This window comes from Noviherbaspirillum sp. FW303-A3, from assembly GCF_058788695.1.
On the sequence record NZ_JBYTAZ010000001.1, the window covers coordinates 1,044,681 to 1,058,417 of the forward strand.

12 protein-coding genes are annotated in these 13,737 nt (G+C 62.3%); 6 read left to right on the top strand and 6 right to left on the bottom strand.

The genetic code is table 11. The features are described from left to right. Window position 1: 1 nt before the first annotated feature. A complete protein-coding gene (locus AC3WOY_RS05100; protein ID WP_492421408.1) occupies window positions 2–964 on the top strand; it encodes a sensor domain-containing diguanylate cyclase in 963 nt (320 codons plus the stop codon). A gap of 2 nt (window positions 965–966) precedes the next feature. Here the strand turns inward: AC3WOY_RS05100 and AC3WOY_RS05105 are convergent, their stop codons facing one another. Beyond that, on the bottom strand, window positions 967–1,593 hold the full coding sequence (locus tag AC3WOY_RS05105; RefSeq protein ID WP_492421410.1) for a bifunctional 4-hydroxy-2-oxoglutarate aldolase/2-dehydro-3-deoxy-phosphogluconate aldolase: 627 nt from the start codon (window positions 1,591–1,593) through the stop codon (window positions 967–969). Window positions 1,594–1,607: 14 nt separating this feature from the next. Beyond that, a complete protein-coding gene (gene edd / locus AC3WOY_RS05110; protein WP_492421412.1) occupies window positions 1,608–3,521 on the bottom strand; it encodes a phosphogluconate dehydratase in 1,914 nt (637 codons plus the stop codon). A gap of 264 nt (window positions 3,522–3,785) precedes the next feature. Here edd and pgi point away from each other — a divergent pair, with 264 nt between their 5' ends. The 4 genes from pgi (at window position 3,786) to tal (ending at window position 8,931) form a co-directional block, all read left to right on the top strand. Then, window positions 3,786–5,435, top strand: coding sequence for a glucose-6-phosphate isomerase (gene pgi, locus AC3WOY_RS05115; protein ID WP_492421414.1), 1,650 nt, complete (start codon window positions 3,786–3,788; stop codon window positions 5,433–5,435). A gap of 116 nt (window positions 5,436–5,551) precedes the next feature. Beyond that, window positions 5,552–7,033: a glucose-6-phosphate dehydrogenase gene (gene zwf, locus AC3WOY_RS05120; protein ID WP_492421416.1), complete on the top strand. Its 1,482-nt coding sequence runs from the start codon at window positions 5,552–5,554 to the stop codon at window positions 7,031–7,033. Window positions 7,034–7,057: 24 nt separating this feature from the next. Further along, window positions 7,058–7,927, top strand: coding sequence for an SIS domain-containing protein (locus AC3WOY_RS05125; RefSeq protein ID WP_492421418.1), 870 nt, complete (start codon window positions 7,058–7,060; stop codon window positions 7,925–7,927). A 68-nt stretch (window positions 7,928–7,995) separates the two neighbouring features. Beyond that, on the top strand, window positions 7,996–8,931 hold the full coding sequence (gene tal, locus AC3WOY_RS05130; RefSeq protein WP_492421420.1) for a transaldolase: 936 nt from the start codon (window positions 7,996–7,998) through the stop codon (window positions 8,929–8,931). 41 nt (window positions 8,932–8,972) lie between these two features. Here tal and AC3WOY_RS05135 read toward each other — a convergent pair whose 3' ends face one another. Next, window positions 8,973–9,602 carry an FMN-binding negative transcriptional regulator gene (locus AC3WOY_RS05135; RefSeq protein ID WP_492421422.1) on the bottom strand — a complete coding sequence of 210 codons (630 nt, stop codon included), beginning with the start codon at window positions 9,600–9,602 and terminating at the stop codon, window positions 8,973–8,975. Between the two features lie 9 nt (window positions 9,603–9,611). Beyond that, window positions 9,612–10,076, bottom strand: a complete 465-nt coding sequence (locus tag AC3WOY_RS05140) for an OsmC family protein (protein ID WP_492421424.1) — start codon at window positions 10,074–10,076, stop codon at window positions 9,612–9,614. Between the two features lie 109 nt (window positions 10,077–10,185). On the opposite strand from AC3WOY_RS05140, the gene pdxR reads away from it, so the two are divergent. Continuing rightward, window positions 10,186–11,655: a MocR-like pyridoxine biosynthesis transcription factor PdxR gene (pdxR, locus tag AC3WOY_RS05145; RefSeq protein WP_492421426.1), complete on the top strand. Its 1,470-nt coding sequence runs from the start codon at window positions 10,186–10,188 to the stop codon at window positions 11,653–11,655. 3 nt (window positions 11,656–11,658) lie between these two features. Here the strand turns inward: pdxR and AC3WOY_RS05150 are convergent, their stop codons facing one another. Then, entirely contained in the window at window positions 11,659–12,282 is a 624-nt protein-coding gene (locus tag AC3WOY_RS05150) for a HupE/UreJ family protein (protein WP_492421428.1), read from the bottom strand. A 201-nt stretch (window positions 12,283–12,483) separates the two neighbouring features. After that, complete coding sequence (locus AC3WOY_RS05155; RefSeq protein WP_492421430.1) at window positions 12,484–13,728, bottom strand: CaiB/BaiF CoA transferase family protein; 1,245 nt, start codon at window positions 13,726–13,728, stop codon at window positions 12,484–12,486. Between the last annotated feature and the right edge of the window lie 9 nt (window positions 13,729–13,737).

The window sequence follows — 13,737 nt, forward strand, 5'->3', positions numbered from 1 at the left end:
CATGCAACTCAGCTTGCTACAGGGTGTACTGAAGACCGTCAGGGCCGGCATCATCGTGATCGATGCCGAACAGCGAATCGTCATGTGGAACCAGTGGATGGAGCAACACTCGCTGCTGTCGCCTGCGGCAATCCAGGGAAAGACCTTCTGCGAAGTGTTTCCCGACATGGTCAACGGCCGCACCCACATCGCGATTCTCGCGGCGCTCGAGAACAATTTTGCTTCGCTGCTTTCACAGACCTTGAACAAGGCGCCCTTCCCCCTCTACGCCAATCCGGCGGATGCGGCGAACTCGGTGCGCATGCAGCAAGCCGTGCATGTCATGCCGCTGGAAATCGCCGGGCTGCCGCGCCACTGCGTGGTGCAGATCACCGATGTGAGCATGGCCGTGGCGAGGGAGAGAAAGCTGCGCGAACTGGCGACCGAACTCGAATCGCAAACCCTCGTGGATGGCCTGACGGGGATCGCCAACCGGCGGCGCTTCGACCTGCATCTCGACGATGAATTCCGCCGCGCCAAGCGCAACGCAACGCCGCTGTCCCTGATCATGATCGACGTCGATTACTTCAAGGACTACAACGACAACTACGGCCATCAGCACGGGGACCAATGCCTGGTGCAGATCGCTGCGGCGTTGAGCGGCACGCTCCATCGCGCGTGCGACCTGGTGGCGCGCTATGGCGGAGAAGAGTTCACCGTCGTGCTGCCGGAAACCAACGAAGACGGCGCGATGCAGATTGCCGAGGCAATGCGCGCGGAAATCGAAGGGCTCAACATCGAGCACGCCTACTCGGGGGTGGCGAAATTCGTCACCGTCAGCCTGGGCGTCAGCACAACCATCCCTGAACACCTGGCCAAGACCGGCAGCCTCATCCACGCGGCAGACCGTGCGCTATACCAGGCGAAGCGGTCGGGACGCAATTGCGTGGTGATGTACGCCGATACGAGGAAAAAAGCAGAGTAGGCTTAAGCCGTCCGCAACGCACTGGCCGCGCGGGCCAGCTCGGTAATCTGCTGCCAGTCCCCCGATTGCATTGCATTCTTCGGCGTCAGCCACGACCCGCCCACACACGCCACGTTCTTGCACGCCAGGAATTGCGGCGCAGTTTCCTGCGAAATGCCTCCCGTCGGACAGAACGTGACATCGGGCAGCGGCCCGGCAATCGCATTGAGCATCCCGATCCCGCCCGCAGGCACCGCTGGGAACAGCTTCAACTGGCGAAATCCCGCTTCTCGCGCGGACATGACTTCGGATGGCGTCATGACGCCGGGTAGCAGAGGCAGGCCGGAACGCTTGGCTGCCTCGACGAGTGCAGGCGTCAGTCCGGGGGACACGCCAAAGACGGCTCCTGCATCGCGCGCGGCGGCGAATTCCTCCGGCTGCGTCAGCGTCCCCACGCCAACGATTGCATCCGGCACCTGCTCCACCATTGCCCTGATCGCCGGGATGCCGTGCTCCGTCCGCAACGTGACCTCCAGCACACGAATGCCGCCGGCAACCAGCGCCCTGGCGAGTGGAACCGCCTGGTCGATGCTGTCGACCGCAATCACCGGAATGACCGGGGAGGCGCGCATGATCTCGAGTAGTGTCATGATGGTCTTTCTTCTTATCGGCGGGTGACGAGCGAATCCTCGTCGGAGAAGGATTGTTCCTCAGGAACGGCAAGCGGGTTGTCCTGCTCCTGCGGCAAGTGGAGCGGCGGGGGCAGGCCGAATGTCGCGCCGCCCTCTTCCGCCGCGCTCACCGAACCGCGGAACATCGCGAACAGTTCACGTCCCATGCCAACCTGGTTGGCTGACAAGTCTGCCGGTTCCATCCCGCGGGCATTCCATTCCGCTTCCACCACCAGGGCCTGCAGTTGGCCAGTGTCGGCATCCACTCGGATCATGTCGCCGTCGCGCACCCGTCCGAGCGCCCCACCAGCCAGCACTTCCGGCGAGACGTGGATCGCCGCCGGCACCTTGCCCGATGCCCCGGACATGCGCCCGTCCGTGACCAGTGCCACACGGCGCCCGGCGTCCTGCAGACTGGACAAGGCCGGCGTCAGCGCGTGCAGTTCCGGCATGCCGTTGGCGCGCGGCCCCTGGTAACGCACGACGGCAACGAAGTCGCGGTCCAGCTTGCCCGCCTTGAAGGCGAGCATGAAATCTTCCTGAGAATTGAACACGATGGCAGGCGCCTCGACGACCCGGTGCTGCTGCTTGACCGCGGACACCTTGATGACGGCGCGCCCGAGGTTGCCCGACAAAAGCCGAAGTCCGCCGTCGCGGGAGAACGGTTCCACGGCCGGCCTCAGCACATTGAGGTCGCCGCTTGCCGATGCTGCAGGCCGCCAAACCACCTCTGCGCCCTGCAGGAAGGGCTCGGCACAATGCGCACGCAGCCCCTTGCCCATCACCGTCATCACGTCTTCATGCAGCAGTCCTGCATCGAGCAACTCGCGGATGACGAATCCAGTGCCGCCAGCCGCATGGAAATGGTTCACGTCTGCCTCGCCGTTCGGATAGATCCGCGCCAGCAGCGGCACCACCGCGGACAGCGCATCGAAATCGTTCCAGTCGACCACGATGCCCGCAGCCTTCGCCATGGCAACCAGGTGCAGCGTATGGTTGGTCGAACCGCCAGTCGCCAGCAAGGCGACGATGGCATTGACGATGGATTTTTCGTCGACGACGTGGCCGACGGGAATGTATTCCTTGCCCTGCGCGCTGATCTCGACGGCGCGACGTGCACCGGCTGCGGTCAACGCGTCACGCAGGAGCGTGTTCGGCGTGACGAACGCGGAGGCCGGCATGTGCAGGCCCATGACCTCCATGAGCATCTGGTTGCTGTTGGCGGTGCCGTAGAAGGTACAGGTGCCTGCGCCGTGATAAGACTGCGCCTCGGATTCCAGCAGTTCGTCGCGACCGACCTTGCCTTGTGCGTACAGTTGGCGCGTCTTAGCCTTTTCCGAATTCGATATACCGCTGGTCATCGGCCCGGCAGGGATGAACACGGCAGGAAGATGGCCGAAGTGCAGCGCGCCTATCAGCAAACCGGGGACGATCTTGTCGCACACCCCGAGGTAGACCGCCGCGTCGAACATGTTGTGGGAGAGCGCGATCGCCGTCGCCATGGCGATTGCGTCCCGCGAAAACAGGGATAGCTCCATGCCCGGCTGCCCCTGCGTGACGCCGTCGCACATGGCAGGCACGCCGCCGGCGAATTGGGCTACACCGCCCGCAGCGCGCACGGCTTCCTTGATGATATGCGGAAAGCGTTCGAAGGGCTGGTGGGCCGACAGCATGTCGTTGTATGCGGAAACAATGGCCACCGAGGGTGCCGATTGCTGCTTCAGCCTGAGCTTGTCATTGACCGGAAAGGCGGCAAAGCCATGCGCCAGATTCGTGCAGGCAAGCGCGCCCCGCTGCACCCCCTTCAGCCGCGCAGCTTCAAGGCGGGCGAGGTAGGCGCTGCGATACGGACGGCTACGCCTGACGATCCTGTCGGTGGTGGAAGCCAGTATGGAGTGAAGAGACATGATGCGATCCTTGACTATCTTTACGTAATTTTACTACAAGTTTTCCCATGCCGGGCATTACACCGATCAGAAATCCGCCTTGGACATAAACCCACGCACCATATCGAACCCGCTTCTACAGGAGCCAATCCATCCTCACGCTGAGATTTCGCAAGAAAGGCGCGTACCGGGAAAAATTTGTAGTGAATTTACCTTAATATGTTGTATAGTTGAACACGTTGACGTCCTATACAAATTGCCTTTCCACCGGAACAGTTAATTGCCATGTCCCAGCCCAACCTGACCGACGCACCAGCCTTTCAGGCCCTGTCACAGCATTTTGCCGAAGCAAAAGACTGGCAGATGCGCAGCTTGTTCTCGCAACAACCCGACCGCTTCAACCGCTTCTCGATTGAAACCGCCGGCCTCCTGCTCGACTACTCGAAAAACCGGCTCGACGACAAGACGATGGACCTGCTGTTCCAGCTGGCGCGCGAACGCGGACTGGAACCGAAACGTTCTGCAATGTTTTCCGGCGAAAAGATCAATGCAACCGAGAACCGCGCCGTGCTGCACACCGCACTGCGTCTGCCGCGCAGCGCCACGCTTGTCGTGGATGGACAGGACGTTGTGCCGGAGGTTCATGCGGTGCTCAACCACATCAAGGCGTTCAGCGACCGCGTCCGCTCCGGTCAATGGACCGGATGCACCGGGCAACCGATTACCGACATCGTCAATATCGGCATCGGCGGTTCCGACCTCGGCCCGGAGATGACCTGCCGCGCACTGCGTCCCTTCGTCCATCCGCGGCTGTCGCTGCATTTCGTCTCCAACGTGGACGGACACGACCTCGACGCAGTGCTGGGCAAAGTCCGCCCCGAAAGCACCCTGTTCATTATCGCCTCGAAAACCTTTACCACGCGCGAAACCATGATGAACGCGCAGTCGGCGCGCGCATGGTTCCTGCGTGCGCATGCGGAAGCCGGCCTGCCCCGCCACTTCGTCGCGGTATCGACCAATACGGAAGCCGTGCGGTCGTTCGGCATCGATCCCGAAAACATGTTCCCGTTCTGGGACTGGGTCGGCGGACGCTACTCGGTGTGGTCGGCTATCGGACTCCCCCTGGCGCTTGCGATCGGGTTTGAAGGATTTTCCGAATTCCTGTCGGGCGCCCATGCCATGGACCAGCATTTCCAGACCGCTCCGCTGGAGAAAAACATGCCGGCCATCCTCGCCCTCATCGGCATCTGGTACCGCAACTTCTTCGGCAGCAGTTCGATCTCCATTGCCCCTTACCATCAGGACCTGAGCCAGTTCCCCGCCTACCTGCAACAGCTCGAGATGGAGAGCAACGGCAAGCGGGTCACCTCTGACGGCGCTCCGGTCCCGGCCGCCACTTGCCCTGTCGTGTGGGGCGACGTCGGCACCAACGGCCAGCATGCCTATTTCCAGCTCTTGCACCAGGGTACGGACGTGACGCCGGTCGATTTCATTGCCGCGCTGAAGCCCGCGCACGCGCTCGACGGACATCACATGGTCCTCCTCGCCAATTGCTTTGCCCAGTCGGAAGCCTTCATGCGCGGCAAGACCGCGGAAGAAGTGCGCGTCGAAATGCGCGCCCAGCAGCTTCCCGATGAAAAAATCGAAGCACTGCTCCCGCATAGAGTCTTCCCCGGCAACCGCCCAAGCAATACCATACTGATGGACAGGCTCGCGCCGTCAACCCTTGGGGCGCTCGTTGCCTTGTACGAGCACAAGGTGTTCGTGCAAGGGGCGATCTGGGGCATCAACAGTTTCGACCAGTGGGGCGTGGAACTCGGCAAGGTGCTTGCCAAGAATATCGAATCGGAGCTGACGGGTGCGGCGCATCCCGACGCACACGATGGCTCGACCAACGGCTTGATTGCACGGGCGAAGATCGCTTTGTCGGAGTAATTTTCCGCGAAGACGAACCGCGCCCCTGCTTTGCCATCGAAGTTTGTCCGCACGTCCAGCCGGAAGGATCGATCGTGCGCTTGCAGCAGTTTTTTTGAAGCAACCATCTGAATATCATGGCTCTATCCGATTTTGACCTGGTCCTGTTCGGCGGCGGCGGCGACCTTGCAATGCGCAAACTGTTGCCGGCTCTGTATAACCGCGAACGTGCAAAGGACATCCCCGCCTCTGCCCGCATCATCTGCGTCGGACGCCATGAATGGACGCGTGAAACCTTCCTGGAAGAAGTGAACCGCAGCGCACGGCCTCACACCGCTTCCGGCTCGCCCGATCCGGCTGTCTGGGATGCGTTCTGCAAGCGCATCGACTACGTCGCGCTCGATGCGACCGATGCCTCGACCTATCCGCTGCTCGTGAAAGCGATGCGCGAACCGGCCGCCGGGAGTCCGATCACGCGCGTGTTCTACCTGGCGACGCCGCCAAGCCTGTTCGCAAAGATCTGTCACAACCTCTCGCAAAGCGGGCTGGCGACACCGGAATCGCGTGTCGTGCTCGAGAAGCCGCTGGGACGCGATCTTGCCAGCGCCAAGCAGATCAACGAGGAAGTCGGCCGGGTCTTCTCCGAGTCGCAGATCTTCCGTATCGACCACTACCTCGGCAAGGAAACGGTGCAGAACCTGCTCGCGCTTCGCTTCGGCAATGTGCTGTTCGAACCGCTGTGGCGGCGCGAGTGGATTTCCGACGTGCAGATCACGATCGCTGAAGAACTCGGGGTCGGCAATCGCATGGACTATTACGAAACCGCCGGTGCCCTGCGCGACATGCTGCAGAACCATCTGCTGCAGCTCCTGTGCATTGTGGCGATGGAACCGCCGGTTTCCGCCACCCCGGACGCGGTACGCGATGAGAAGCTCAAGGTGCTGCGCTCGCTGAAGCGGTTCACGCCCAACACCATTGCACAGAACGTCGTGCGCGGTCAGTACCGCTCGGGACATGTCGAGGGCAAGCCCGTTCCCGGCTATCGCAAGGAGCCGGATGCAAACCCGAATTCGCGCACCGAAACCTACGTCGCCCTGAAGGCGGAAATCGATACCTGGCGCTGGGCAGGCGTCCCGTTCTACCTGCGCACCGGCAAGCGCATGGCCGACCAGCTCGCCGAAATCGTGGTGCGTTTCAAGACCATCCCGCATTCGATCTTCGCCCAGCCCAACCGCAGCTTCCAGGCCAACAGCCTGATCATCCGCCTGCAGCCGGACGAAGGCCTGCAGATGAACCTGATGGCGAAAACGCCCGGCGACGGCATGCGCCTGCGGCCGGTCGAACTGGAACTGGACTTCCGCGAAACCTTCAAGATGCCGCGCATGGATGCCTACGAGCGCCTGCTGCTCGACGTGCTGCGCGGCCAGCTCACCCTGTTCATGCGCAGCGACGAACTGGAAGCGGCGTGGGAATGGGTCGAGCCCATCCTCGACTTCTGGGAACAGGAAGGCGACGAGCCGATGCCCTACACCTCCGGCACCTGGGGGCCGGCTGCCGCAAGCGCGTTGATCGGCCGCGACGGATTACAATGGCGGGAAGAAGCGCTGCCGGAAGAATGATCCGGCCCTGACCAATTCATCTCTATGCTCCTCGACTCGATCAAGACCCAGCTTGACGCCCTGTCCAAGTCGGAAAAGAAGGTGGCCATGGCCGTCCTGAAGAATCCCGACCTGGCTGTCTCCGGCAACATCACCGCGCTGGCGAAGAATGCGCAGGTGTCGGAGCCGACGGTGGTGCGCTTCTGCCGCGCGCTGGGCTACGACGGCTGGCACGAGTTCAAGCTCAAGCTGGCGCAGACGCTGGCGCTGGCCCTGCCGCAGGCCGACGAGTCCCCCCTGCAGGACGACCTTGCCGCCGACCTCGTCAGCAAGATCTGCAGCCGCTCCATCAACACGCTGCTCGACCTGCGCAACAACCTGCAGCCGGCGGCAATCGAGAAGGCGCTGGATGTGCTGGCGCGTTCCAGCAAGATCGAATTCTGGGGCCAGGGCACGTCGGGCATCGTGGCAGCCGACGCGCAGCACAAGTTCTTCCGCTCCGGCGTGCACACCGTCGCCTACGCCGATCCGCACATCCATGCCATTTCGGCAGCACTGCTGACCAAGGGCGATGCGGTCGTTGCCATTTCCCAGCGCGGCAACAGCACCGCACTCCTCCACAGCGTACAGCTCGCGCGCAAGGTCGGCGCCGATGTCATCGCGCTCACGCCGAGCGGCACACCGCTTGCCGAAGAGGCAACCGTGCTGGTGCCGATCGACCTCAGTTTCAACATCGACCCGTACACACCGATCTCGGCGCGGCTCGCGCATCTCGTGGTGATCGACATCCTCGCCGTGGGACTGGCGCTCAAGCGCGGACCGGAATTCCGCAAGAAGATGCAAAACGCGCAAAAGGCCTTGCAGAAGCTGGACATGCAATTCGATTCATTCCTGCGGCATCCGCCCAAGCTCTAGATCCAGATCTAACAGCCTGCCCGGCGATGGGGGTATCATTGGCCTTTTTTGCCGCTGCCCCTCCCGTCATGAACCAGCTCGAACAACTCAAGCAGTACACCACCATCGTCGCCGACACCGGCGATTTCCAGGCGATGAAAGCCTTCGCGCCGCACGATGCGACGACCAATCCGTCGCTGATCCTGAAGGCCGTGCAAAAGGATGAATACAAGCCGCTGCTGGAAAAGGCCGTGCGCGACAACATGCGCCTGCCGACCGGCGACGTGATCGACCGCCTGATCATTGCCTTCGGCCTCGAAATCCTGAAACTGATTCCCGGCCGCGTCTCGACCGAAACCGACGCGCGTCTCTCCTTCGACACCCAGGGCACCATCGACAAGGGCCGCGCCCTGATCGCGCTGTACGAGGCCGCCGGCATTTCGCGCGAGCGCGTCCTGATCAAGATCGCCTCAACCTGGGAAGGCATCCAGGCCGCGCAGGTGCTGGAAAAGGAAGGCATCCGCTGCAACATGACCCTGCTGTTCGCGCTGCCGCAAGCGATTGCCTGCGCCGACGCCAGCGTGCAGCTCATCTCGCCCTTTGTCGGCCGCATCTATGACTGGTACAAAAAGTCCACCGGCCAGGAATACACCGGCGCGGACGATCCGGGCGTGCAGTCGGTGAAGCGGATCTACAACTACTACCGCAAGTTCGGCTACAAGACCGAGGTGATGGGTGCAAGTTTCCGCAACACCTCGCAGATCGTCGAACTGGCCGGCTGCGACCTGCTGACGATCAGCCCCGAACTGCTCCAGAAGCTGGCCGAGACCGAAGCGCCGGTCGCGCGCAAGCTCAGCGTCGAGGAAGCGAATGCGTCGGACCTGAAGAAGCTGACGCTCGACGAGAAGACCTTCCGCCTGATGCTGAACGACGACGCAATGGGCACCGAGAAACTCTCGGAAGGCATCCGCCTGTTCTGCGCGGACGCAGTGAAGCTGGAAAAGATGGTGGAAGCGCTGCGCTGACCGCCTGAAGGAGTGCCGCCACTTAAGCGGCACTCCATGCCTCACCTTCCCGCTACGGCATCCGCCATGGCACACGCGGCGTCACCGCCCTGTTCGCGCAATCCTTGCACCACCCCGGCGCGATTCACCTCGGGCTGGTTCTGGCTCACCTTCCATTTGCCCATCAACCGCGATATCGGTATTTCAATGCCGACAATCGCCCGCAGCATTTTCTCGATGTAGTCCGCAGGCGCATCGTCAAGCGTCCACGGGCGCGCCCGTCCCGCCTCATGCTGTCCGCTCAACCGTTCAAGCTGTGCGCGGATCCATGTCGCATCGTCGATGATCTTCAGCGGGCCGTAGGCGTGCACGACCATGTAATTCCAGGTCGGTACCGCGCGCCCGTCCACTTCCTTCGTTGCGTACCACGAAGGGCTGATATAGCCTTGCACGCCCTGGAAGACCACGAGTGCCTCCACGTCGGCAGAATAGTCCTTCCAGAGCGGATTGGCCCGGGCGATGTGCGCACGGAGGACGCCATGCTCGCCGCCGCCGGCATCAACCTCGAACGGGATATGGTTGGCATTGAGCCCCGATGCGCCCATGGTGACGAGCGTGCCGAGCGGATGTTGACGCACGAGGCCGTGCAGGACATCGACACGGTTTTCGTTGAAATGCGAGGGAATGTACATGTGCAGCCTTCAGTTCACCGGTTCAAGAACGATTTCCGATTTCAGCGAATTCGCGATGAAACACTGCTCGTGCGAATCGTGGTGCATGCGATCGATCTCTTCCCGCGTCGGACGTCGTTCGCCGGCAAATACGATATCGGGACGCAGCGTGATGCGCGTCATCGCGATCCTTCCTTCCGCATTCTTTTCCATGATCCCGGAGGCCCGGTCGACGTAACTATCCACGACGAACCCGCGCTTCGCGGCGAAGCTGAGGAAGAACAGCATATGGCAGCTGGACGTGGCAGCCACCAGGGCTTCTTCGGGATCGACGCCGGCGGCATCGGACATGGGAACAGGAACGACGTGTGGCGAGGAGGACGCCGGCACATCGGCCCCGCCGTCGAAAGTCCAGCGGTGCGCGCGGCTGTAGCGGTTATCGGTAAACGCCTGGCCTCCTCGCTGCCAGGTAATAGTTGCATCGTAGCTATGCATGGCAGATCCCTTCCCTTTGCATCGGCAAAAGCTCAGCTTAACGGCAACATTGGCTTTCTTGAAGTGCCAATAAATGATATTTTTCGAATACCAATTGGAGTATCGACAAATGCACCTCGCCGAGTCACTCGCCACCATCCAGCTTTCGCCGGCCTCTTCCATGCCCATGTTCCGTCAGTTGTATGAAGGCATCAAGCAATCGGTGCTGGCAGGCCGGATTGCTCCGGGTGCACAACTCCCGCCCACGCGCGACCTCGCGCGGCAACTCGGCGTTTCGCGACAGACGGTCCTGAACGCCTATGAGCACCTGATGGCGGAAGGCTATCTCTCCGGCACGGTCGGCAAAGGCACATTCGTCAGCCAGACCCTGCCGCTTGCCCGGACTGCAACCAGGCGCACGGACTCGCGCCCCCTGCGTCCACTATCTGCGCGCGGAGAACGCTTCGTCGGCCCGCAAGTAGCACTGAATACCCATGAAGGCGCACCCAAGGCATTCCGCATCGGCATGCCCGGACTCGACCTCTTCCCGTTCGATGTCTGGGCGCGTCTGGAGGCAAGGCGCTGGCGCCGGCCGCCGCACGAACTCGGCTATGGCGACCCGATCGGGTATAAACCCTTGCGCGAAGCCCTGGCCGGCTATCTCGGCGCTTCTCGGGGCGTCCACTGCCATCCGGACCAGATCCTCATCACGTCCGGCTCGCAGCAGGCCCTGTTCCTGATCGCCACCCTGCTCCTTGCTCCCGGCGACGCGGCATGGGTCGAAGACCCCGGCTACCGCGGCATCAGCGCCTCGCTTCGCGCAGCCGAAGCGCAAGCGTGCCCGGTACCCGTTGACGGCGAAGGCATCGCGGTATCGTTCGGAAAGACAGTCTATCCGGACGCGAAGCTGGCTTACGTCACCCCTTCGCACCAATTGCCCCTCGGCACGACGATGAGCCTGACCCGCCGGCTGGAACTGCTGGCATGGGCCAAGGACAGCAGGGCATGGATCGTGGAGGACGACTACGACAGCGAATACCGTTACACCGGCCCGCCGCTGGCCTCATTGCAAAGCCTCGACAAGGCAGGGAGCGTGATTTATGTCGGAACGCTCTCCAAAGTGCTCTTTCCCGGACTGCGGCTGGGCTACATGGTATTGCCGTCCGCCCTGGTCGACGCCTTCGTCCAGGCCCGTGCCATCCTCGACCGCCACGCCGCGATCGTCCCCCAGATCGTGCTGACGGACTTCATTACGGAAGGGCACTTCGGACGCCACATCAAGCGTACGCGGGAAGCTTACGGGGAACGGCGGATCGCCCTGCTGGAAGCCATCGATTCGCATCTGGGAGGGCATCTGAAAGCAGGCCCGGCAGACGCCGGCTTGCAGCTTTCGACGACATTCGTATCCCGTCGCAACGACCAGGAAATTGCCCGGAGGGCGAGGGAGAAAGGAATCGAGCTGAGGGCGCTGTCCCAGTTTTACCTGGATGACAGTGCCGCTGCACCGCGCCTGACTGGGCTCGTGCTGGGATTCGCACCAATCCCGGTCAAGGACATCAGGCAGGCCGCACCGGCGCTACGCGATGTCCTCGATGAATAAGGATCAGATGGCTGCCAGGAGGTAAGCGCCACCGGCTGCCATGCCGGCGCCGACGACACGAACGGCAGTGCTTGCGGAGCGCGCATGGATGAGTCGGCCGGCAAACAGGCCTGCGAGGTGCAGCATGACAGTCGCCACGATGAATCCGGCGCCATACGTTGCAAGCGCGCTTCCTGCCGGCACTTCCAGGCCGTGCGCGTATCCATGTGCTGCAGCAAACAGTGCAACGACCGGCAACCCACCCCATGCCGGCATTTTCACGGCGAATGCGACGAGCAGGCCCAACACAAGGACACTGGCCGCGATCCCCGCTTCAGCAGAGGGAAGCGCATCACCGCCCGCAGCCATCAGTGCCCCGAGCACCATCACAAGGGGAAACGCCACGGGCAAGGCAATTGCCATGGCACGGCGCTGCTGCGATGCCCAGAGGCCGACGGCGAGCATGGCCAGCAAATGGTCCCATCCGGCCAGGGGATGCGCAAAGCCGGAAGCGAAGCCCGCAATGTGATGCAGACCGGGATGCGCAAAGGCCGGCATGGAAACGAGTGCCGTCAGCGCGGCCGAGAGTTGAACGATTTTCCTGCCCGGGATCTGGCCCATTTCTTCCTCCATAGAATGCTTTGTCATTGGATTTGCCCCCAATTGGAGCAACGCCGCACCATCACGGCACGCTTCGCTGCCGAATGAAGGAGTTAGCAAAAGCTGCGCCCGGACAAGTCCAGGATCAGGAGAAGAGATTGCTGTTGAAGGTGAAGTACCCTGCAAGGAACAGTGCCAGCGCGATCGCGAACTGCTTCCAGAAGTTTTTGTTGAACATGTCGTGGCCTCTTAAATGACGTTGTTTTCCCTGAGCAGTGCGATCTGCGAGTCATCATATCCCAGGCTGCGCAGGATCTCGGCATTGTGCTCGCCGAGTGCCGGCCCCAGCCATTTCGTCTCGCCGGGGGTCGCCGACAGCTTCGGCGTGATGGCCGGCAGCTTGATCGGCGTGCCGTCCGCGAATGCATGCTGCTCGAACATGCCGCGCGCGAGGAATTGCGGGTCGGTCATCATGTCCCGCACCGAATAGATCTTGCCGACCGGGACGTCCGCCGCCTTCAGGATCTCCAGTGCCTCGTCGATGGTCTTCGTATTGCACCAGGCCTGGATCGCCCCGTCGATTTCTTCCGTGCGGGGCACGCGTCCGTCATTGCGCGCAAGCTGCGGATCGTCGGCCATGTCCTGCCGCTCGATGGCCATCATCAGGCGCTTGAAGATCGCGTCGCCGTTCCCGGCGATCACGATGTTCTCGCCATCCTTCGTGGTGTAGGTATTCGACGGAACGATGCCGGGCAACGCGCCGCCCGTGCGCGCGCGGACGACGCCGGCAAAGTCATACTCCGGAACCAGCGACTCCATCATGTTGAATACGGCTTCGTACAAGGCGACATCGACCATCTGCCCCTGCCCCGCCACGCATCCGTCACCGGTCTTGCCATTCCAGCGGCCACCAGTCACGTCGCGGTGACGCAAGGCCATCATCGCACCGATCACGCCATGCAGGGCCGCGACGGAATCACCGATCGACACGCCGATGCGTACAGGCGGACGGTCGGGATGGCCGGATACGTAACGCATACCGCCCATAGATTCACCGATCGCTCCAAAGCCCGGCAGGTCCTTCATCGGGCCGCTCTGGCCGTAGCCCGACAGCCGCACCATGATCGTGGCCGGATTGACCTTCTTCAGGTCCTCGTAACCGACGCCCCACTTCTCCAGCACGCCGGGACGATAGTTCTCGATGATGATGTCCGCCTCGAGCGCGAGCCGCCTTGCAATCTCCTGCCCGCGCGGATCCTTCATGTTCAGGGTCACGCTTTTCTTGTTGCGCGACTGCACATACCACCAGAGCGACGTTCCATCCTTCAGCACGCGCCATTGCCGGATCGGGTCGCCGCCGTCCGGTGCCTCGACCTTGATCACTTCAGCGCCGAACTCCGCCAGCATGCGCGAGCAGAAGGGTCCGGCAATCAGCGTGCCGAGTTCGAGGACCTTGATGCCGGCGAGCGGCCCGGATGGCTTTTGTTCTGTCATGGCGTCGGG

What these genes read in the sequence shown, in the direction of transcription:
- zwf (WP_492421416.1), top strand. Translation starts at nt 5,552, where the DNA reads ATGGCTCTATCCGATTTTGACCTGGTCCTGTTCGGCGGCGGCGGCGAC.
- AC3WOY_RS05155 (WP_492421430.1), bottom strand. Translation starts at nt 13,728, where the DNA reads ATGACAGAACAAAAGCCATCCGGGCCGCTCGCCGGCATCAAGGTCCTC.
- pgi (WP_492421414.1), top strand. Translation starts at nt 3,786, where the DNA reads ATGTCCCAGCCCAACCTGACCGACGCACCAGCCTTTCAGGCCCTGTCA.
- edd (WP_492421412.1), bottom strand. Translation starts at nt 3,521, where the DNA reads ATGTCTCTTCACTCCATACTGGCTTCCACCACCGACAGGATCGTCAGG.
- pdxR (WP_492421426.1), top strand. Translation starts at nt 10,186, where the DNA reads ATGCACCTCGCCGAGTCACTCGCCACCATCCAGCTTTCGCCGGCCTCT.
- AC3WOY_RS05125 (WP_492421418.1), top strand. Translation starts at nt 7,058, where the DNA reads ATGCTCCTCGACTCGATCAAGACCCAGCTTGACGCCCTGTCCAAGTCG.
- AC3WOY_RS05100 (WP_492421408.1), top strand. Translation starts at nt 2, where the DNA reads ATGCAACTCAGCTTGCTACAGGGTGTACTGAAGACCGTCAGGGCCGGC.
- AC3WOY_RS05140 (WP_492421424.1), bottom strand. Translation starts at nt 10,076, where the DNA reads ATGCATAGCTACGATGCAACTATTACCTGGCAGCGAGGAGGCCAGGCG.
- AC3WOY_RS05135 (WP_492421422.1), bottom strand. Translation starts at nt 9,602, where the DNA reads ATGTACATTCCCTCGCATTTCAACGAAAACCGTGTCGATGTCCTGCAC.
- tal (WP_492421420.1), top strand. Translation starts at nt 7,996, where the DNA reads ATGAACCAGCTCGAACAACTCAAGCAGTACACCACCATCGTCGCCGAC.
- AC3WOY_RS05105 (WP_492421410.1), bottom strand. Translation starts at nt 1,593, where the DNA reads ATGACACTACTCGAGATCATGCGCGCCTCCCCGGTCATTCCGGTGATT.
- AC3WOY_RS05150 (WP_492421428.1), bottom strand. Translation starts at nt 12,282, where the DNA reads ATGACAAAGCATTCTATGGAGGAAGAAATGGGCCAGATCCCGGGCAGG.